At 72.1% G+C, this 19,225-nt stretch carries 16 protein-coding genes; 13 read left to right on the forward strand and 3 right to left on the reverse strand.

The window, feature by feature from the left end; all coding sequences use genetic code 11:
* Positions 1-42: 42 nt before the first annotated feature.
* Genes D3A59_RS00075 through D3A59_RS00085 form a run of 3 tightly spaced genes read left to right on the forward strand, consistent with a single transcriptional unit; the run spans position 43 to position 3,507 of the window.
* The gene (locus D3A59_RS00075; protein ID WP_119152894.1) at positions 43-1,800 is read left to right on the forward strand and encodes a sensor histidine kinase; all 1,758 of its coding nucleotides are present in this window, start codon (positions 43-45) and stop codon (positions 1,798-1,800) included.
* The gene (locus D3A59_RS00080) at positions 1,797-2,183 is read left to right on the forward strand and encodes a response regulator (protein ID WP_119152895.1); all 387 of its coding nucleotides are present in this window, start codon (positions 1,797-1,799) and stop codon (positions 2,181-2,183) included. The genes D3A59_RS00075 and D3A59_RS00080 overlap by 4 nt, the downstream gene beginning before the upstream one ends.
* A gap of 16 nt (positions 2,184-2,199) precedes the next feature.
* Positions 2,200-3,507 (forward strand): EAL domain-containing response regulator, encoded by a 1,308-nt coding sequence (locus D3A59_RS00085; RefSeq protein WP_157991336.1) that lies wholly within the window; start codon positions 2,200-2,202, stop codon positions 3,505-3,507.
* Positions 3,508-3,516: 9 nt separating this feature from the next.
* On the opposite strand, the gene pcaQ is transcribed toward D3A59_RS00085, so the two are convergent.
* Entirely contained in the window at positions 3,517-4,482 is a 966-nt protein-coding gene (pcaQ, locus tag D3A59_RS00090) for a pca operon transcription factor PcaQ (protein ID WP_119152897.1), read from the reverse strand.
* A 125-nt stretch (positions 4,483-4,607) separates the two neighbouring features.
* Between pcaQ and D3A59_RS00095 the strand changes: the two genes are divergently transcribed.
* The 8 genes from D3A59_RS00095 to groL all read left to right on the forward strand — a co-directional run bounded on the left by D3A59_RS00095 (position 4,608) and on the right by groL (position 14,221).
* Positions 4,608-5,588, forward strand: coding sequence for a Bug family tripartite tricarboxylate transporter substrate binding protein (locus D3A59_RS00095; RefSeq protein WP_119152898.1), 981 nt, complete (start codon positions 4,608-4,610; stop codon positions 5,586-5,588).
* Positions 5,589-5,595: 7 nt separating this feature from the next.
* Complete coding sequence (locus D3A59_RS00100; RefSeq protein ID WP_119152899.1) at positions 5,596-7,158, forward strand: alkaline phosphatase family protein; 1,563 nt, start codon at positions 5,596-5,598, stop codon at positions 7,156-7,158.
* Between the two features lie 62 nt (positions 7,159-7,220).
* Positions 7,221-9,107 carry a SulP family inorganic anion transporter gene (locus D3A59_RS00105; RefSeq protein WP_119152900.1) on the forward strand — a complete coding sequence of 629 codons (1,887 nt, stop codon included), beginning with the start codon at positions 7,221-7,223 and terminating at the stop codon, positions 9,105-9,107.
* A gap of 99 nt (positions 9,108-9,206) precedes the next feature.
* A complete protein-coding gene (locus tag D3A59_RS00110) occupies positions 9,207-9,536 on the forward strand; it encodes a c-type cytochrome (protein ID WP_240635865.1) in 330 nt (109 codons plus the stop codon).
* Positions 9,537-9,547: 11 nt separating this feature from the next.
* On the forward strand, positions 9,548-10,837 hold the full coding sequence (locus D3A59_RS00115) for an FCSD flavin-binding domain-containing protein (RefSeq protein WP_119152902.1): 1,290 nt from the start codon (positions 9,548-9,550) through the stop codon (positions 10,835-10,837).
* A gap of 62 nt (positions 10,838-10,899) precedes the next feature.
* A complete protein-coding gene (locus D3A59_RS00120; protein ID WP_119152903.1) occupies positions 10,900-12,084 on the forward strand; it encodes a YeeE/YedE family protein in 1,185 nt (394 codons plus the stop codon).
* Between the two features lie 154 nt (positions 12,085-12,238).
* A complete protein-coding gene (locus D3A59_RS00125) occupies positions 12,239-12,529 on the forward strand; it encodes a co-chaperone GroES (protein ID WP_119152904.1) in 291 nt (96 codons plus the stop codon).
* Between the two features lie 51 nt (positions 12,530-12,580).
* A complete protein-coding gene (gene groL / locus D3A59_RS00130; protein ID WP_119152905.1) occupies positions 12,581-14,221 on the forward strand; it encodes a chaperonin GroEL in 1,641 nt (546 codons plus the stop codon).
* A 146-nt stretch (positions 14,222-14,367) separates the two neighbouring features.
* Here the strand turns inward: groL and D3A59_RS00135 are convergent, their stop codons facing one another.
* Positions 14,368-14,568, reverse strand: coding sequence for a DUF3149 domain-containing protein (locus tag D3A59_RS00135; RefSeq protein WP_119152906.1), 201 nt, complete (start codon positions 14,566-14,568; stop codon positions 14,368-14,370).
* Between the two features lie 128 nt (positions 14,569-14,696).
* The gene (locus D3A59_RS00140) at positions 14,697-15,902 is read right to left on the reverse strand and encodes a patatin-like phospholipase family protein (RefSeq protein WP_119152907.1); all 1,206 of its coding nucleotides are present in this window, start codon (positions 15,900-15,902) and stop codon (positions 14,697-14,699) included.
* Between the two features lie 127 nt (positions 15,903-16,029).
* On the opposite strand from D3A59_RS00140, the gene D3A59_RS00145 reads away from it, so the two are divergent.
* Together D3A59_RS00145 and D3A59_RS26055 are read left to right on the forward strand one after the other, a co-directional pair.
* Complete coding sequence (locus tag D3A59_RS00145; RefSeq protein WP_119152908.1) at positions 16,030-17,256, forward strand: efflux RND transporter periplasmic adaptor subunit; 1,227 nt, start codon at positions 16,030-16,032, stop codon at positions 17,254-17,256.
* Positions 17,256-19,217, forward strand: a complete 1,962-nt coding sequence (locus D3A59_RS26055; protein ID WP_119152909.1) for a MacB family efflux pump subunit — start codon at positions 17,256-17,258, stop codon at positions 19,215-19,217. Before D3A59_RS00145 ends, D3A59_RS26055 begins: the two co-directional genes overlap by 1 nt.
* The last annotated feature ends 8 nt before the right edge of the window (positions 19,218-19,225 follow it).

The raw sequence follows: 19,225 nt of genomic DNA on the forward strand, positions 1-19,225 counted from the left end.
CCCCTCCCTGACCGGAGCGGGCACCGTGCTGCATTCATGCCCATGTCGAGTTCATCCACCCTCCGGGTCGGCCTGCCGGCCGCATCCGGACGCCCCTCACTGTCGCCTGCGCGGCCCCGGCCGGCGCAGGTCCTGGCGCCGCGCTTCGCGTGGGCGCTCGGCGCCTTCACGCTGTTCATCGTGCTGGGCCTGTGGGCGTGGGTGGGCTTCCAGATCCACCGCGAGTCCGAGGAGGCGCTGGCGCAGGCCGAGCTGAACCTCGGCAACCTGACGCGCGCCTTTGCCGAGCACACCGTCAAGACCGTGGAGGGCGCCGACCAGACGCTGCGCTTCGTGCGCCGCGACTACCTCGCGCAGGGCGACCGGCTCGACCTCGCGAGCTACCTCGAGCGCACCGCGATGGTCGACTCGGCCTACTGGCTGCTGTCGGTGATCGGCCCGCACGGGCACGTGTCGCATTCGTCGATGCCCTTCATGCAGGTCGACCTGAGCGACCGCGCCCACTTCCGCGTGCATGCGGAGGGGCTCGAGGACCGGCTCTTCATCAGCAAGCCGGTGTTCGGCCGGGTGTCGGAGAAGTGGTCGATCCAGCTGACGCGGCGCATCGAGCACCCCGACGGGCGCTTCGGCGGCGTGGTGGTGCTGTCGCTGTCGCCCGACTACCTGACCAACTTCTACCAGGAGGTCGATCTCGGCCGCGACGGCAGCATCTCGCTGGTGGGCTTCGACGGCGTGGTGCGCGCGCGCGCGGTCGGCGACAACCGCGAGAGCGGGCAGGTCGTGTCCGGCGACCCGCTGTTCGAGGAGGCGCGGCGGCGCAAGGTGGGCGCGCGGGTCGCCTCCGGCGGGGTCGACGGCATCGAGCGCGTGTGGGCTTACCGGGCGCTCGACGACTACGACCTGGTGGTCTTCGCCGGCATGCGCACCGACGAGGTGCTCAAGGAGCCGCGCCGGCGCCGCATGGCCTACCTCGCGGTCGCGGCGCTGACCACGCTGACGCTGGTGGCCTTCATGACGGTGCTGCTGCGCGCCGTGCGGCGCCAGCACGGGCTGGTCGCGCGGCTGCGCGACAGCGAGCGGCGCGCCAACGTCGCCAACGAGATGAAGACCAAGTTCCTCGCCAGCATCTCGCACGAGCTGCGCACGCCGCTCAACGGCATCCTCGGCTATGCCGAGCTGATCCGCGACACCGCGCGCGAAGCCGAGGCGCGCGAGTACGGCGGCATCGTGCACCAGAGCGCGCAGCACCTGCACAGCCTCGTCAACACGCTGCTCGACCTGGCGAAGATCGAGTCCGGCCGCATGAGGCTGTCGATCCGGCCGCTGGCGCTCGGCGAGCTGGTCGAGGAGGTGGTGCGGCTCAACGCGGTGTTCGCCGAGTCGCGCGGGCTGGCGCTGGAGCTCGCCCGCTCGCCGCAGGCGCCCGCGACGATCGAGTCCGACCGCACGCGCCTCGTGCAGGTGCTCAACAACCTGCTGAGCAACGCGATCAAGTTCACCGACCGCGGCGGGGTCGTGCTCCGCGTCGCGCCGGACCCGGACGGCGTGCTGATCGTCGTGCAGGACAGCGGCATCGGCATCCCGGCCGCGCAGCTCGAGACGCTCTTCACCCGCTTCCACGCCACCACCACCGAGTTCGTGCATCCCGCGCAGGGCGCCGGGCTCGGCCTGCCGCTGGCGCGCGAGCTCACCGAGCTGCTCGGCGGCACGCTGGAGATCGAGTCGGCCGAGGGGCAGGGCACGCGCGTCCTGGTGCGCCTGCCGCTGACGGCCCCGGCCCCCGAGGAGGATCGTCCATGAGCCTGCCGCCGCGCGCCCTCGTCGTCGACGACAACGCACTCAACAGCCGTCTCGTCGCGGTGCTGCTGCAGCGCCTGGGCTGGGAGTCGGAGACCGTCGGCGAGGGCGAGCAGGCGCTGCAGCGGCTGCGCCGGCAGGCCTTCGACATGGTGCTGCTCGACCTGCGCATGCCCTGCGTCAACGGCGAGGAGGTCTGCCGCCGCATCCGGGAGGAACTGGAATTGAGGGAGTTGCCCGTGATCGCCTACACCGCGCACAGCATGCCGGAGGAGCGCGCCCGCATCCTCGCCGCCGGCTTCAGCGGCCAGCTGATCAAGCCGATCTCCTTCGGCGACGTGCGGGAGCTGTGCGAGCAGTTCGCGCCCGCGCAGAGGGCCGGCTGAGATGACGTCGCTGTCGATGTCCGAGCCGCCCCGCGCGCGAGATTCCCACCTCCACGCCCTGCCGGGCTCCTCGGGGAAGCCCGCGGGCTCCGGTCCCGGCCGCGGCCGGCGCGTGTGGCTGCTGCTCGACGACACGCAGCAGGCCGCGCAGCTCGAGGCGGCGCTCGCCGCCGAGGGCTGGCAGGTCGAGGTGAGCCTGTCCGGCATGTACCGGCTGCTCGCGCTGATGCACAGCGGCCGGCAGCCGCCGGAGCTGCTGGTGTGCGGCCTGCGCTTCTTTGACGGCGACGCGTTCCGGCTGATTCGCCACCTCGCCGCGCTGCCGCAGAGGCCGGTGCTCTACTTCACGAGTCGCCAGCAGCGCTCGATGTTCAAGAGCGCCGCCGCGATGGCGGCGGCCTGCGGCGTGCAGGTGGCGGGCTTCGCCGAGAAGCCGGTCGCCGCGCAGGAGGTCGCCGCGGCGCTGCGCGGCGTGCGCCGCACCGGCGCGGCGCGGGTCCCGGCGCCGCGTCCCCCTGCGGCCGAGCTGTCGCGCAGCGACCTGCTGGCGATGCTCACGCCCGCGCGGCTGCAGGCCTGGGTGCAGCCGAAGATGCGGCTGTCCAGCCACGAGGTGGTCGGCTTCGAGTCGCTGATGCGCGGCATCGACGACGAGGGCCGCATCGTCTCGCCCGACCGGCTGGTGCCCGCGCTGTCGCGCCACGGCCTGCTCGACGAGGCGACGCTCGCGATGGCGCGGCACTCGGTGGACTTCGTCGCCGGCTGCCTCGACGAGGGCATGCCGGTCAGCGGCGCGATCAACGCGTCGCTGCAGTCGCTGTCGGACCCGCTGTTCTGCAGCGAGCTGTCGCGCACCGTGCAGCGCACCGGGCTCGACCCGAGCTGGATCACGATCGAGATCACCGAGACCGACGCGATGGCCGACCTGTCCACCGTGATCGAGAACACCTCGCGCATCCGGCTGCTCGGCTTCAACCTCGCGATCGACGACTTCGGCACCGGCTACTCGAGCCTGTTCCAGCTCTCGCAGGTGCCGTTCTCGGAGCTCAAGGTCGAGGGCACCTTCGTCTCGTGCATGGAGTCCGACCCGACCAAGCAGCTCATCGTCGGCGCCTGCACCCACCTCGCCGCCGGGCTCGGCCTGAAGGCGGTGGCCGAGGGCGTCGAGACGCGCGCCGAGCTCGAGGCGGTGCGCGCGGCCGGCTGCACCGAGGTGCAGGGCTACCTCGTCGCGCAGCCGATGCCGGTGCCGGTCGCGCACGCCTGGCTGCATTCGCTCGACGGGCTGCGCGTGCCGCTCGACGGCGCGCCCGACGCGCGCTGAGCCGGCGCGCTACTGCGCGGCGCGGTGCGCCCGCGCCGCCTCGCGAATCGCCTGGACCAGCGCGGTGACCGCCTGGGAGGGCACCGCGTCGCCACGCAACGTCAGCCCCACCGCGGCGTTCGTCGAGGAGGTGTCCACCGGCAGCCGCACCAGCGTTCCCGCGCGCAGGTCCGGCGCGGCGATGCCGAGCGGCACGAACCACACCGCGTCCGAGCCCTGCGCGTAGGCGCGGCCGAAGGTGATGCTGATGGTCTCGACCGTCGCCGCGGGCGGGCCGATGGCGTGGCCGATCAGGAAGGCGTCGGCGCTGCGCCGCACGATGCTGCCTTCGCTCGGCAGCAGCAGCTCGTGCTCGGCCAGCCGCGCGAGCGCGAAGGCGCCGTCCGCGGCCAGCAGCGGGTGGCCTGGGCGCACCGCGAGCACCATGTCCTCGGTGTAGAGCGGCTCGAAGGACAGCCCGGTCATCTCGGCCGGCTCGGCCTGGCGGCCGAGCACCAGGTCGAGCTCGCCCCGCTTGAGCCGCGCCAGCATCTCGCCGTAGTGGCCGGTGTGCGCCTGCAGCCGCCCGCGCGGGTGCAGGCGGCGAAAGCGCACCATCGCCTCCGGGAGGAGGGCCGCCGCCGCGGTCGGCAACAGCCCGACCGCGACCGGGGCCGAGCCTTCCGCGCCCGCGCCCTGCACCAGCTCCACCCCCTCGCGCAGCGTGCGCAGGCTGCTGCCGGCGTAGCCGAGCAGCGTCTGGCCCTGCGGCGTCAGCACCACGCCGCGGCGCGAGCGGTCGAACATCGGCACGCCCAGGATGTCCTCCAGCTCGGCCAGCGTCTTCGACACCGCCGGCTGCGAGATCGCCAGCGCCTGCGCGGCACGGCCCAGATGGCGGTGCTGCGCCACCGCGAGCAGGCACTGCAGGTGGCGCAGCTTGATGCGGCTCAGGCTCGTGCGGCTGCGAGGATCGGAAGGTTTGCGTTCCGTCATAACCGGATGGAATTTTGCATTTCGATATTTTCAGTTTTCATAACCGAAGCGGCCACCTACATTGACTCCATGCCGTCGCGCCGCGGCAGCGTTCCGGCGCAGACCAGAACCTCAGGAGACACCGCATGCAATCCCGTCGCATCTTTCCCCGAGTCGCGCTGCTGGCCGCCGGCCTCGCACTCGCCCCGCTCGCGCAGGCCCAGGCCCCGTCCTACCCGAGCAAGCCGGTCCGCATCCTCGTCGGCTCGCCCCCGGGCGGCCCCTCGGACATCACGACGCGGCTCTTCGCCGAGCAGTTCGGCCAGCGCACGAAGCAGGCGGTGGTGGTCGAGAACCGCACCGGGGTCGGCAACAGCCTCGCCGCCGGCGTGGTCGCGAAGGCCGAGCCCGACGGCCATACGCTCGTCATCAGCCCGGACACGGTGGTGACGGTCAACCCGCTCGTCTACCGCCAGCTCGACTTCGACGCGCGCAAGGACCTCGCGTCGGTGTCGGTGCTCGCCACCTTCACGCAGATGCTGGTGTGCAACGCGGGCCTCGGCATCCGGAGCGTGCCCGAGCTGATCGAGCGCACGAAGAAGCAGCGCATGACCTACGGCTCGGGCGGCGCCGGCGTGCCGGGCCACCTCGCGGCCGAGATGTTCCTGCAGTCCACCGGCGCGCAGATGCAGCACGTGCCCTACCGCGGCCCGGCGCCCGCGACGATGGCGGTGCTCTCCGGCGAGGTGGACTGCGGCTTCCTCGCCACGCCGACGCTGCTGCAGCACGTCAAGTCCGGCAAGCTCGCGGCGCTTGCCGTGTCGTCGGCGCAGCCCTCGCCGCTCGCGCCCGAGGTGCCGACGCTCGCGAAGGTGCTGAACCAGCCCGAGCTCGACATCACCTTCAAGCTGGTGCTGCAGGCGCCCCGCGGCACGCCCGCGCCGGTGCTCGCCGAGCTCGAGCGCGCCTCGGCCGAGATCATGAAGCGGCCCGAGGTGCGCGAGAAGCTGAAGGCCTCGGACCTGGTGCCGGTCGGCTCCGGCATGAAGGAGACCGAGGCGGCGCTCAAGGCCGACATCGCGCGCTGGGAGCCGCTGGTCAAGCGCCTCGACATCAAGACGGAGTGAGGCGGGCATGGCCGACATCCGCAACGTCCTCTTCATCATGTGCGACCAGCTGCGCTGGGACCACCTCGGCTGCTACGGCCACCCGCACATCCGCACGCCGAACATCGACGCGCTCGCCAAGCGCGGCGTGCGCTTCGAGCGCGCCTTCGTCAACTCGGGTGTGTGCGGCCCCTCGCGCATGAGCTACTACACCGGCCGCTACCCGTCGAGCCACGGCGCGACCTGGAACCGCGTGCCGCTGCCGGTGGGTGAAAAGACGCTCGGCGAGTACCTGCGCGGCGCGGGACGGCGCCTCGTGCTCGCCGGCAAGACCCACGTGATGCCCGACGACGAGGGGCTGCAGCGCCTCGGGATCGAGGGCGACTCCGAGCTCGGCGTGCTGCTGTCGCGCGGCGGCTTCGAGGAGATCGACCGCTACGACGGCCACCACACGCCGGGCGACGAGAGCGGCTACCCGGCCTTCCTGCGCCGCCACGGCTACGACTCGGCCGACCCATGGAGCGACTTCGTGATCTCGGCCACCGACGCCGAGGGCCGGGTCGTCAGCGGCTGGCACATGCGCAACGTGCACCTGCCGGCGCGCGTGGCCGAGCCGCACTCCGAGACCGCCTACATGACCGACCAGGCGATCGGCTTCATGGAGCGCATGGGCGACGAGCCCTGGGTGCTGCACCTGAGCTACGTGAAGCCGCACTGGCCCTACATGGCGCCGGCCCCGTACCACGCGATGTACACGCCCGAGCAGTGCCTGCCGGTGGTGCGCAGCGAGGTCGAGCTGCAGGACCCGCACCCGGTCGTGGCCGCCTACCGCCAGAGCGAGGAGAGCCGCAGCTTCCAGATGGACGAGTGCATCCGCACCGTGCGCCCGGCCTACCAGGGACTGATCACGCAGCTCGACGACCACCTCGGGCGGCTGTTCGACGCGATGGCCGCGCGCGGCCGGCTCGACGACACGCTGATCGTCTTCACCGCCGACCACGGCGACTACCTCGGCGACCATTGGCTCGGCGAGAAGGAGCTGTTCCACGACACGGTGCAGCGCGTGCCCTTCATCGTGGTCGACCCGCGTCCCGAGGCCGACGCGACCCGCGGCAGCGTGGAGCGCCGCTTCGTCGAGGGCGTGGACGTGGTGCCGACCATCCTGGACGCGCTCGGGCTCGAGATCCCGTCGCACCGCATCGAGGGCCGCAGCCTGCTGCCGCTGCTGCATGGCACGGCCGGCGAATGGCGCGACGCCGCCTTCTCCGAGCTCGACTACAGCTTCAAGCAGGCGCGGCTGCTGCTCGGCCGCGACGTGGAGCAGTGCCGCGCCTGGTCGATCCGCACCGAGCGCTGGCGCTACGTGCACTGGCTCGACGCGCCCGAGCAGCTCTTCGACCTGCAGGCCGACCCCGAGGAGTTCCACGACCTCGGCCGCGACGCCGCGACCGAAGGCGTGCGCGCGCAGATGCGCGAGCGGCTGCTCGACTGGTTCGAGCGGCGCAAGCGCCGCACCAGCGTGAGCCACCGCTTCGTCGAGTCGCGCACCAACACGCACAAGAAGGCCGGCGTGTTCTTCGGGCAGTGGTGAGCGGCGGGGAAGGGCCGGCGCGGGCCGGCCTATCATCGGATGAGCCTGCTGCCCGCCGATCCATGTCGTCCCTCCCGTCCGCCTCGCCACCTTCGCCGCTGCTGCTGTGGCTGACCCGCTGGTTCGGCAGCTGGGTGAGGGCGGTGGACGCCGGCACGCTGCGCGCCGACGGGCTCGCCGGCCTGCTCGGCGCGGTGCTGGTGCTGCCGCAGGGCATCGCCTTCGCCACGCTCGCCGGGCTGCCGCCCGAGTACGGGCTCTACAGCGCGATCCTGCCCTGCGCGATCGCGGCGCTGTTCGGCTCGAGCTGGCACGTCGTGTCCGGGCCGACCAACGCGAACTCGCTGGCGCTGTTCGCGATGCTCGCGCCGCTGGCGGTCGCGGGCAGCGCGAACTACGTCGAGCTCGCGCTCGCCGTCACGGTGCTCGTCGGCCTGATGCAGGGGCTGATCGGCGTGATGGGCCTCGGCTCGATCGCCAACTTCATCTCCCCGGCCGCGCTGCTCGGCTTCACGGGGGGCGCCGCGACGCTGATCGCGATCCACGCGCTCAAGGACCTCGCCGGGCTGCCGCAGCAGGCCGGGCACGGCGCAAGCGCCGTGCTGCTGCACCTCGCCCGCCACCTGCCCGCGGCGCAGCCCGGCGCGCTCGCGGTCGGCCTCGTCACGCTCGCGGTGGCGCTGGCGCTGCGGCGCTGGGCGCGCAAGTGGCCCTTCATGCTGGCGGGCCTCGCCGCCGGCACGCTCGCCGCGGTCGCCGTCAACGCCTGGGGCGCTCGCTGGGGCTGGGCACCGGTGGCCGTCGTCGGCAGCATCCCGTCGCCCTGGCCGTCCTTCCACGCGCCGCGCATCGAGCCGACCGCGCTGCCCGAGCTGCTCGGCATCGCCTTCGCGCTGACCATCGTCGCGCTCGGGCAGTCGATCTCGATCGCCAAGGCGGTCGCGGCGCGCTCGGGCCAGCGCATCGACGCCAACCGCGAGTTCGTCGGCCAGGGCCTCGCGAACCTGTTCGGCGGCTTCTTCTCGTGCTACGTCTCCTGCGGCTCGCTGAACCGCTCGATGCCGAACCTGGAAGCCGGCGCGCGCACGCCGCTCGCGGCGGTGTTCTCCGCCGGCTGGCTGGTGGCGCTGGTCGCGGTGAGCGCGCCGCTGCTCGCGCTGATCCCGATGGCGGCGATCGGCGGGCTGCTGATCCTCGTCGCGTGGAGCCTGCTCGACCTCGCGCGCTGGCGGCGCCTGGCGCAGCTCAACCGCACCGAGTTCGGCATCGCCGCGGCCACCTTCGTCGCGACCGTGACGATCCGGCTCGAGACCGCGATCCTGCTCGGCACCATCCTGTCGCTGGTGTCCTACCTCTACCGCACCTCGCGGCCGGCGATGCGCACGATGGGCTTCGACTCGATGGAGCCGGGCCGGCCCTTCGTGGTGCTCGACAAGGCGGCGGGCGGGCTGCCCGAGTGCCCGCAGCTGAAGCTTTTGCGCATGGAGGGCTCGGTGTACTTCGGCGCGGTGCAGCACGTCGCCGACCGGCTGCACGAGCTGCGCTGCGAGCCGCAGCCGCAGCAGCACCTGCTGGTGATGGCCAAGAGCATGAACTTCATCGACCTCGCCGGCGCCGAGCTCTGGCAGGCCGAGCTCGAGGCGCGACGCGCGATGGGCGGCGACCTGTACTTCCACCGCCCGCGGCCGCAGGTGATGGAGACGTGGCAGCACACCGGCTTCATCGAGCGGCTCGGCCGCGACCATGTCTTCCCGGACAAGCACAGCGCGATCGCGACGATCTTCCACCACCTCGACCCGGCCATCTGCGCGGGCTGCCGCGCGCGCGTGTTCGCCGAGTGCGCCGGGGCGGCCTTCGAGCCGACGCCCGAGGAGCGGCGCGCGGGCATCGGCCCGCACGAGGCCGGCGCGCAGGCGCTGGCGCGCGAGGACGCGCCGCCGGCGTCCTGATAGCGCCGGGCCGCGCGCTGCGGCGCGACTTCGGGAAGAATGGCGGCCGCCGCGCGCCGCGCGGCGATCCCGTCCCCGCATTCCCTCCGGAGGAGTCCCGTGAAACTGAAGCCCCTGTCGTGGCTGGCCCTGCTGGCGCTGTGCGCGCCCGCCTGGGGCGCCGGCGAGGCCGAGCTCGGCCGCAATCTCGCGGCCACCTGCGCCAACTGCCACGGCACCGACGGCCGCGCGCGGCCCGGCATGGCGCCGCTGGCCGGCATGCCGGCCGACGCGCTGGTGCGCGCACTCGACGAGTTCAGGTCGGGCCGGCGCCCGGCGACGATCATGCACCAGATCGCGCGCGGCTACACCGACGAGCAGATCCGGCTGATCGCCGCGCACTTCGCCGCGCAGGCGGCCGCTCCCGCCGCGCCGGCGGCCCGTCCGTGAGGAGGATCGCGATGGACAACAAGCTCTCCCGCCGCCGCTTCGTGGCCGGCGCCGGCGCCGCGGCGCTGCTCGCCGGCAGCGGGCTCGCGGGCTGCGCCAGCGGCACGTCCTCCGGCAGGGCGTCGATCGGCCGCGTCGTCGTGGTCGGCGGCGGCTTCGGCGGCGCGACGGCCGCGAAGTACCTGCGCCTGTGGGGCGGCGACATCGACGTCACGCTGGTCGAGCGTCAGGCGAGCTTCGTCTCCTGCCCGATCTCGAACCTGGTGCTCGGCGGCCACCGCCGCATGGACGATATCACGCTCGGCTACGGCGGGCTCGAGCGCCACGGCGTGAAGCGGGTGCAGGGCGAGGCGGTCGCGATCGACGCCACTGCACGCCGCGTGCGCCTGGCCGACGGCCGCAGGCTGCCCTACGACCGGCTGGTGCTGTCGCCGGGCATCGACTTCCTGTTCGAGCAGGTGGGGCTGGGCAGCCCCGCGGCGCAGGACCGGGTGCTGCATGCCTGGAAGGCCGGGCCGCAGACGCTGGCGCTGCGCCGCCAGCTCGAGGACATGCGCGACGGCGGCGTCTTCGCGCTGACGATCCCGCGCGCGCCCTACCGCTGCCCGCCCGGGCCCTACGAGCGCGCCTGCATGGTGGCGAGCTACCTGAAGGCGCACAAGCCGCGCTCCAAGGTGCTGGTGCTCGACGCCAACGCCGAGATCCAGTCGAAGAAGGGGCTGTTCACGCGCGTCTTCGAGCAGCACTACGCCGGGATGATCGAGTACGTGCCCAACAGCGAGCTGCGCGCGGTCGACGCGGCCACGCGCACCGCGATGCTCGACTTCGAGAACGTGCGCGCCGACGTGCTCAACGTCGTGCCGCCGCAGACCGCCGCGGCGCTCGCGCACGCGGCCGGCGTCGTCGACGTCAACCGGCGCTGGGTCGACGTCGACTGGCTGACGATGGAGTCGAAGGCGGTGCCCGGCATCCACGTGCTCGGCGACGCGGTGGCGCCGGCGCCGACGATGCCGAAGTCGGGCCACATGGCCAACCAGCACGCCAAGCTCGCCGCCGCCGCGATCGTGCGGCTGCTCAAGGGCGAGGCGCCGAACCCGCAGCCGGTGCTGATGAACACCTGCTACAGCTTCGTCACCGCGCAGGAGGCGATCCACGTCGCGTCGGTGCACCAGTACGACGCGGCCAAGGCCACCGTGCTGCCGGTGCCGGGCGCCGGCGGCGTGTCGGCGGCCTCGAGCGCGCTCGAGGGCGTCTACGCGCAGGCCTGGGCCGACAACGTCTGGGCCGACATGCTGGCCTGAGCCGCTTTCGCCCGCCTTCCCTGTCCTCCAGCAGGCCCGCCGCGGCGGGCCCGACACATTCCATGCAAGCCGATCCCTCCCTGCCGGCCCTGACCTCCCTCGTCGTCCTCGGCGGCCTGCTGCTCGGCGCGCTGCTCGGCGCGCTGGCGCAGGCCACGCGCTTCTGCACCATGGGCGCGCTCGCCGACTGGTTCACCTACCGCGACCCGTCGCGGCTGCTCGCCTGGCTGCTAGCCGTCGCGGTCGCGGCGCTCGGCGCCGGCGCGCTGGTGACGTCCGGCGCGCTCGACGCCGCGCGCTCGATCTACCTCGCGCCGCGGCTCGCGTGGCTGTCCGCCCTTGCCGGCGGCGCGGTGTTCGGCTTCGGCATGGTGCTCGCGTCGGGCTGCCCGCAGCGCGCGCTGGTGCGCGCCGGCGCCGGCAACCTGAAGGCGCTGGTGACGCTGCTGGCGGTCGCCGTCGCGGCGCAGATGACGCTGCGCGGCCTGCTCGCGCTGCCGCGCACCCGGGTGCTCGACCCCTGGAGCGTGACGCTCGCCGGCCCGCAGGACCTGCCGTCGATCCTGTCGCGCTGGGGCGCGGGCGCGCCAGAGGCGCTGCGCTGGACGCTGCTGGCGCTGCTGGCGCTCGCCACCGCGGGGCTGATGTGGCGGCGGCGCGCCGCGCTCGAGCGCTCGCACTGGATCGGCGGGCTCGGCGTCGGGCTGCTGGTGGTGGCCGCCTGGGCGCTGACTGGCCACTTCGGCCATCTCGCCGAGCATCCCGACACGCTCGAGGCGGCCTGGCTCGGCACGCAGTCGGGCCGGCCCGAGGCCTTCAGCTTCGTCGGTCCGCTCGCGCACGGGCTGGAGCTGTTGACGCTGTGGACCGACCGCAGTGTCGCCGCGAGCTTCGGCGTGACGGTCGCGCTCGGCGTCGCCCTCGGCAGCGCCGCGTCGGCGCTGCTGCGGCGCGAATTCCGCTGGGAAGCGTTTCGTAGCACAGAGGACCTGTCGAACCACCTGATCGGTGGCATGCTGATGGGCTTTGGCGGCGTCACCGCGCTCGGCTGCTCGATCGGGCAGGGCGTCAGCGGCCTGTCGCTGCTGTCGGCGGGCGCGCTGCTCGCGGTCGCCGGCATCGCGCTCGGCGCACGCGCCGCGCTGCGCTGGCAGGAGTGGCGCATCGAGCGGCTCGATGCCGCTTCGCAGTCTCCCGTCCCCGCCTCGTGCCTCCCGAATGCACGGAAGCAGGGGAGTGCCTCTTGAAACCCTCGCGGCTGTTCCTATAATCTGTCTGCTAGCACTCGACGATTGAGAGTGCTAACAAGGAGGGTGAGGCCGCGACAGCGTCGTCGGCCCCTCGGGAATGAAGCGGTGCGCGCCGGCCCGGCGGCACCCTGCCACGTCAAAAGGAGATGCTATGAAACTTCGTCCGTTGCACGATCGCGTGATCGTCAAGCGCCTGGAAAACGAGACCAAGACCGCCTCGGGCATCCTGATCCCCGACAACGCGGCCGAGAAGCCCGACCAGGGCGAAGTCCTGGCCGTCGGCCCGGGCAAGCGCAACGACAAGGGCGACTTCGTGGCCCTGAACCTCCAGGTCGGCGACCGTGTGCTGTTCGGCAAGTACAGCGGCCAGACCGTCAAGGTCGATGGCGAAGAACTGCTGGTGATGCGCGAGGAAGACCTCTTCGCCGTGGTCGAGAAGTAATCGGCCCGCCACTCCCCCCATCCCCAGTCCAAAGAATTCGAGGAACAGAACATGGCAGCTAAAGACGTCATCTTCGGCGGCGAAGCCCGCGCGCGCATGGTCGAAGGCGTGAACATCCTGGCCAACGCGGTCAAGGTCACGCTGGGCCCCAAGGGTCGCAACGTGGTGCTCGAGCGCTCGTTCGGCGCCCCTACCGTCACGAAGGACGGTGTCTCGGTCGCGAAGGAGATCGAGCTCAAGGACAAGCTCATGAACATGGGCGCGCAGATGGTCAAGGAAGTCGCTTCCAAGACCTCTGACAACGCCGGCGACGGCACCACCACCGCCACCGTGCTGGCCCAGGCCATCGTGCGCGAAGGCATGAAGTACGTGGCCGCCGGCATGAACCCGATGGACCTCAAGCGCGGCATCGACAAGGCCGTGCTGGCCCTGGTCGAGCAGCTCAAGGCCCAGTCCAAGCCGACCACGACCTCCAAGGAAATCGCCCAGGTCGGCACCATCTCCGCCAACTCCGACGCCGACGTCGGCGAGATCATTGCCAACGCGATGGACAAGGTCGGCAAGGAAGGCGTGATCACGGTCGAGGACGGCAAGTCCCTGCAGAACGAGCTCGACGTTGTCGAGGGCATGCAGTTCGACCGCGGCTACCTGTCGCCCTACTTCATCAACAACCCCGAGAAGCAGTCGGCCGTGCTGGACAACCCGTTTGTCCTGCTGTTCGACAAGAAGATCAGCAACATCCGCGACCTGCTGCCGACGCTGGAGCAGGTCGCCAAGGCCGGCCGTCCGCTGCTGATCATCGCCGAGGACATCGAGGGCGAGGCGCTGGCGACCCTGGTCGTCAACACCATCCGCGGCATCCTGAAGGTCGTCGCCGTCAAGGCCCCGGGCTTCGGTGACCGTCGCAAGGCCATGCTGGAAGACATCGCCATCCTGACTGGCGGCAAGGTCATCGCCGAGGAAGTCGGCCTGACGCTCGAGAAGGTCACGCTGGCCGACCTGGGCCAGGCCAAGCGCGTCGAAGTGGGCAAGGAGAACACCACCCTCATCGACGGCGCCGGCGCTGCGGCCGACATCGAGGCCCGCGTCAAGCAGATCCGCATCCAGATCGAGGAAGCCACCTCCGACTACGACCGCGAGAAGCTGCAGGAGCGTGTCGCGAAGCTGGCCGGCGGTGTCGCCGTCATCAAGGTCGGTGCCGCCACCGAAGTCGAGATGAAGGAGAAGAAGGCCCGCGTCGAGGACGCGCTGCACGCCACCCGCGCTGCCGTGGAAGAAGGCATCGTGGCCGGCGGCGGTGTCGCACTGCTGCGTGCCCGTCAGTCCGCTGGCGAGATCAAGGGCGACAACCCCGACCAGGACGCCGGCATCAAGCTGGTCCTGAAGGCGATCGAGGCCCCGCTGCGCGAGATCGTGGGCAACGCCGGCGGCGAGCCGAGCGTCGTGGTGAACGCCGTGCTGGCCGGTTCCGGCAACTACGGCTTCAACGCTGCCAACGACACCTACGGTGACATGATCGAGATGGGCATCCTGGATCCCACCAAGGTCACCCGCACCGCGCTGCAGAACGCCGCGTCCGTCGCGTCGCTGATGCTGACCACCGAGGCGATGGTCGCCGAGGCGCCGAAGGACGAGTCCGCTGCTCCGGCCGGCATGCCGGGCGGCATGGGCGGCATGGGCATGGACATGTAAGAACCGTCCGGGTCCGCGGGAGGGGTGCTGCAGCGCCGCTCCCGCTGCCGACAGAAAAGAAGCCCGCGTGCCGCAAGGCACGCGGGCTTCTTTCTTTTCCGGCCCGGGAAGAGGTCCCGCCGAGGAACGACGAGGGAGAGAGGGCCTCAGGCCCGGGCTTCGGCGGCGAGCGCGGCCTTCTGTGCCTTCTGCTGCGCCTTCTCGGCCTTGCGGGCGTTCTCGGCATCGCGCCGGATGCTGGTGAGGAAGAAGCGGACGTACCAGCCGAGCAGGCAGATCGTCGAGAAGATCACGAGGGCGCTGAGGAGGCCGTAGTCTGTGGAGAAGAAGTCTTTCAGGGCGTGCATGACGTCTCCATGGTGAAGAGGTTCCGCACGCCAGTAGAGCGGCCCGGGTCGCCCGTTTCGCTGATGCCGATCAAGCGGCTTGCGCGGCGCCCCGGGCCGCGCTGATCTGGCACAAACCTGCCGCTGCCTCAGACCGTGTGCAGGTGCGGGCGGCTGAACTGCGGGGGGGCCGCAGGGAGCCCGGCGCGTCCGGGCGCCGCCTCGACGCAGCGCGCCAGCTCGGGCAGCTCCCGTTGCAGGCAGCGCCGCGCTTCCTCCATCCCCTGACGGATCAGCGCGTCGATGCGCACCGGCGAATAGTCGAAGAAGTTCGACACGTGCTCGTTCGGCAGCGCCTCGCGGCCGATCTGCACGATGCGCGGCCGCACCTGCGGCGCGCGGCGCAGCTTCAGCCGGGCCAGCTGCTGCCGCACCAGCCGCGCCGCGGCGCCGTCGGGCTGGATCGACAGCATCGCGTCGAGCTCGCGCATCACCTCGGCATGCTCGGCTTCCGAGGCGAGCAGCGCCAGGTCCGCGTCGGACTTGCCCGCCTGCAGCGCGTTGACCAGCCGGTGCGCCATCTCCAGCCCGGTGCAGGGCAGCTCGTCGCTGGCGCGCTGGTGCAGCTCGACGTTGATCAGCAGCGGCGGTTCGTCGCCGCCGAAGAGCTGCCGCGGATCGACCTCGCGCAGCACGTCGATCGCGCCGCCGAGCGCCGAATGCGCGCCGGCATCGCCGTCCACGTGCGGCACGCCGTCCAGCGCGATCGCCGGGAAGATCAGCGGCATGGAGCCGCTGGCTCGCAGCATCTCGGCCGTGATGCGGTGGTGGCGACTGTGGAAGGTCTCCGAAGTGCCCTGCTGCAGGTCGGTGCTGCGCATGAAGAGCACGGGCGAGCCGGGCTGCGGCTCGTAGACCGGGCCGCCGAGCAGTTCCTGCACGGTGCGGCGCATCGGCACCGTGTCGAAGAAGGGGCGCGCGATGCGCTGCCGTCCCGCGAGCGGGCTCCAGTTCAGGTACTCCGGCCGGTAGAGCGAGCGGTTGCCGCAGAACAGCCCGGTCAGCAGCCCGTTCCAGGCCTCGAAGTAATTGCCGGGCAGCGGCATGAAGGGCAGCGGGGCGGTCGCGAGCGACTCGCGCCAGAAGCGCTCCAGCGCAGCAGTGCCCTGGTCCGGCTCGGTGTAGCGGCTCGCGATCACGGCCGCATTGAGCGCGCCGATCGACGCGCCGCCCACCACCGCCAGCCGGTGGCCTCCTGCGCGCAACGCCGGCGCGAGCACCTTCCAGACACCGCACTCGAACGCGCCCAGCGCGCCCCCGCCCTGCAAGACCAGCACCACATCCGCCGCCATCATCCACTCCTTTTTCGTTGCACTGCAACATGGCGGCAAGCGTCATGCCCGTGCGGCGGCTTTGCGCTTCTTTACACGCGCTTTTCCGGGCTTCAACAATGGGGAAGTGCCGGCACGGCAGACTCGGTGCATGAGTTCCACGGCGCCCCCCAAGAGAATCCGCATCACGCCCGGCCGCATTGCCGCCCTGCTGGTCCTGCTGCTGGCCGCCGGCCTCGCGCTGTGGCGCTGGCAGTTCGCGGCACCGCCTCCGCCGCAGTACCTCACCGCACCGGCCACGGTGGCCGACATCGAGGACACGGTGCTCGCCGCCGGCACGATCGAGGCCGCCAAGCAGGTCAGCGTCGGCGCGCAGGTCTCGGGCCAGCTCAAGTCGCTGAAGGTCGCGCTCGGCGACACCGTCACGCAGGGCCAGCTGCTCGCCGAGATCGACTCGCTGCCGCAGCAGAACACGCTGCGCAAGTCGCAGGCCGAGATCGAGACCGTGCAGGCGCAGCGCCGCGCGCGCCAGGCGGCGCTGAAGCAGGCCGAGCTCGCCCATGCGCGCGCGCGCCAGCTCTTCGAGGCCGACGCCACCTCGCGCCAGTCGCTCGAGGCGGCGCAGGCGTCGCTCGACACGCTGCGCGCCGAGGTCGCGCAGCTCGACGCGCAGATCGCGCAGGCGCGCGTGACGCTCGACACCGCGCGGCTCAACCTCGGCTACACCCGCATCACCGCGCCGATGGACGGCGTGGTGGTCGCCGTCGTCGCCGAGGAGGGCCGCACGCTCAACGCCAACCAGTCGGCGCCGACGATCCTGAAGCTCGCGCGCATGGACAGGGTGACGGTCAAGGCGCAGATCTCCGAGGGCGACGTCACGCGCGTCAGGCCCGGGCTGCCGGTGTACTTCACGATCCTCGGCGACCCCGACCGGCGCTACGAGGCGACGCTGCGCGCGATCGAGCCCGCGCCCGAGTCGATCAGGAACGAGAGCACGACGAGCACCGGCACGGGCAGCAGCTCGACGCAGGCGATCTACTACAACGGCCTCTTCGACGTACCCAACCCCGACGGGCGGCTGCGCATCTCGATGACCGCGCAGGTCTTCGTCGTGCTCGGCCGCGCCAGCCAGGCGCTCACCATCCCCGCGAGCGCGCTCGGGCCCGCCGACGGCGAGGGCAGGCACCCGGTGCGCGTGGTGAGCGGGCGCGGCGACGCGCAGCGCGTCGAGACGCGGCTGGTGCGCACCGGCCTGAACAACCGGCTGCAGGTGCAGGTGCTCGAGGGGCTGCGCGCCGGCGAGCGCGTCGTGATCGGCGAGACCGCTGCGGGCGCGCGCTCCGAGACGCGCCAGCGCCGCCAGCCCGGGATGTTCTGATGGGCCCGGCTCACGCTCCCTTGCTCGAGTTGCGCGGCGTCGGGCGCGCCTTCCCCGCGGGCGAGGACACGGTCGAGGTGCTCAAGGGCATCGATCTCTCGATCGGGGCGGGCGAGATGGTCGCGATCATCGGCGCCTCGGGCTCCGGCAAGTCGACGCTGATGAACATCCTCGGCTGCCTCGACCGGCCGAGCCGCGGCAGCTACCGCGTCGCCGGCCAGGAGACCTCGGAGCTCGAGCCCGACGAGCTCGCGCGGCTGCGGCGCGAGCACTTCGGCTTCATCTTCCAGCGCTACCACCTGCTCGGCGACCTGGACGCCACGGCCAACGTCGAGATCCCGGCGATCTACGCCGGGCAGGACGCGCAGGCCCGGCGCGAGCGCGCCGCGGCGCTGCTCGCTCGTCTGGGCCTGGCCGACCGGCTGCGCAACCGCCCGGGCCAGCTCTCGGGCGGGCAGCAGCAGCGCGTGAGCATCGCGCGCGCGCTGATGAACGGCGGCGACGTGATCCTTGCCGACGAGCCCACCGGCGCACTCGACACCGCGAGCGGCCGCGAGGTGATGAAGATCCTCGCCGAGCTGCACGCCGAGGGTCACACCGTGATCCTCGTGACGCACGACCCGCAGGTCGCGCAGCACGCGCAGCGCATCATCGAGATCCGCGACGGCGAGATCGTCGCCGACCGGCGCAATCCCGGCGCGCCGGTGCCGCCGCGGCTGCCGGCGGGCAGCGTGCGCCCGGCCGCCGGCAGCGGGCTGCGCGCGCAATGGGACCGGCTCGGCGAGGCGCTGCGCATGGCGCTGCACGCGATGCTCGCGCACCGGCTGCGCACCTTCCTGACGATGCTCGGCATCGTCATCGGCATCGCGTCGGTGGTGTCGGTGGTCGCGCTCGGCGAGGGCTCGCGCCAGCGCATCCTGCGCGAGATCAGCGCGATGGGCACCAACACGATCGACATCTACCCCGGCCGCGGCTTCGGCGACACGCGCTCGGGCGCGGTGCGCACGCTCGTGCCGCGCGACGCCGAGGTGCTGGCGCAGCAGCCCTACATCGACAGCGTCACGCCGGGCGTCAGCACCTCGCAGGTGCTGCGCTGGCGCAGCGTGTCGGCCAACGCCAGCGTGCAGGGCGTGGGCGAGCAGTTCTTCCGCGTGCGGGGCCTGGCGATGGCGCAGGGCCTGCCCTTCGACGCCGACGGCGTGCGCCGCCGCGCGCAGGAGGCGGTGATCGACCAGAACACGCGCCGCCAGCTCTTCGGCGAGGAGGCCGACCCGCTCGGCCAGGTGATCTTCGTCGGCGCGGTGCCGGTGCGCGTCGTCGCGGTCGCCGCCGATGCGCAGGGCGCCGCGGGCGCGGACGAGAACCTGCGCGTCTACCTGCCCTACACCACGGTGATGAGCCGGCTGATGGGCCAGTCGCACCTGCGCAGCATCACGGTGCGCATCGGCGACGAGGTGCCCAGCGTCGCGGCCGAGCAGGGGCTCGTGGCGCTGCTGACCCAGCGCCACGGCAGCAAGGACTTCTTCGTGCGCAACAGCGACAGCATCCGCCAGACCGTCGAGAGCACCACCGAGACGATGCGGCTGCTGATCTCGTCGATCGCGCTGATCTCGCTCCTGGTCGGCGGCATCGGCGTGATGAACATCATGCTGGTGTCGGTCACCGAGCGCACGCGCGAGATCGGCGTGCGCATGGCGGTGGGCGCGCGCCGGGGCGACATCCTGCGCCAGTTCCTGATCGAGGCGGTGCTCGTGTGCCTGCTCGGCGGCGTGCTGGGCGTGGCGACGGCCCTCGGCGCCGGCTGGCTGTTCGGCCGCGCCGGCACCTTCGAGTTCATCTACTCCACCGCGTCGATCGTCGCCGCCTTCGCCTGCTCGACGCTGATCGGCGTGCTGTTCGGCTTCCTGCCGGCGCGCAACGCGGCGCGGCTCGACCCGGTGGACGCACTCTCCCGAGAATGATTCCTGCC

The organism is Caldimonas tepidiphila (genome assembly GCF_003569765.1).
Lineage (GTDB): Bacteria > Pseudomonadota > Gammaproteobacteria > Burkholderiales > Burkholderiaceae_C > Caldimonas > Caldimonas tepidiphila.

What these genes read in the sequence shown, in the direction of transcription:
- D3A59_RS00085 (WP_157991336.1), top strand. Translation starts at nt 2,200, where the DNA reads ATGTCCGAGCCGCCCCGCGCGCGAGATTCCCACCTCCACGCCCTGCCG.
- pcaQ (WP_119152897.1), bottom strand. Translation starts at nt 4,482, where the DNA reads ATGACGGAACGCAAACCTTCCGATCCTCGCAGCCGCACGAGCCTGAGC.
- D3A59_RS00075 (WP_119152894.1), top strand. Translation starts at nt 43, where the DNA reads ATGTCGAGTTCATCCACCCTCCGGGTCGGCCTGCCGGCCGCATCCGGA.
- D3A59_RS00140 (WP_119152907.1), bottom strand. Translation starts at nt 15,902, where the DNA reads ATGATGGCGGCGGATGTGGTGCTGGTCTTGCAGGGCGGGGGCGCGCTG.
- D3A59_RS00105 (WP_119152900.1), top strand. Translation starts at nt 7,221, where the DNA reads ATGTCGTCCCTCCCGTCCGCCTCGCCACCTTCGCCGCTGCTGCTGTGG.
- D3A59_RS00135 (WP_119152906.1), bottom strand. Translation starts at nt 14,568, where the DNA reads ATGCACGCCCTGAAAGACTTCTTCTCCACAGACTACGGCCTCCTCAGC.
- D3A59_RS00115 (WP_119152902.1), top strand. Translation starts at nt 9,548, where the DNA reads ATGGACAACAAGCTCTCCCGCCGCCGCTTCGTGGCCGGCGCCGGCGCC.
- D3A59_RS00120 (WP_119152903.1), top strand. Translation starts at nt 10,900, where the DNA reads ATGCAAGCCGATCCCTCCCTGCCGGCCCTGACCTCCCTCGTCGTCCTC.
- D3A59_RS00145 (WP_119152908.1), top strand. Translation starts at nt 16,030, where the DNA reads ATGAGTTCCACGGCGCCCCCCAAGAGAATCCGCATCACGCCCGGCCGC.
- D3A59_RS26055 (WP_119152909.1), top strand. Translation starts at nt 17,256, where the DNA reads ATGGGCCCGGCTCACGCTCCCTTGCTCGAGTTGCGCGGCGTCGGGCGC.
- D3A59_RS00080 (WP_119152895.1), top strand. Translation starts at nt 1,797, where the DNA reads ATGAGCCTGCCGCCGCGCGCCCTCGTCGTCGACGACAACGCACTCAAC.
- D3A59_RS00095 (WP_119152898.1), top strand. Translation starts at nt 4,608, where the DNA reads ATGCAATCCCGTCGCATCTTTCCCCGAGTCGCGCTGCTGGCCGCCGGC.
- groL (WP_119152905.1), top strand. Translation starts at nt 12,581, where the DNA reads ATGGCAGCTAAAGACGTCATCTTCGGCGGCGAAGCCCGCGCGCGCATG.
- D3A59_RS00125 (WP_119152904.1), top strand. Translation starts at nt 12,239, where the DNA reads ATGAAACTTCGTCCGTTGCACGATCGCGTGATCGTCAAGCGCCTGGAA.
- D3A59_RS00100 (WP_119152899.1), top strand. Translation starts at nt 5,596, where the DNA reads ATGGCCGACATCCGCAACGTCCTCTTCATCATGTGCGACCAGCTGCGC.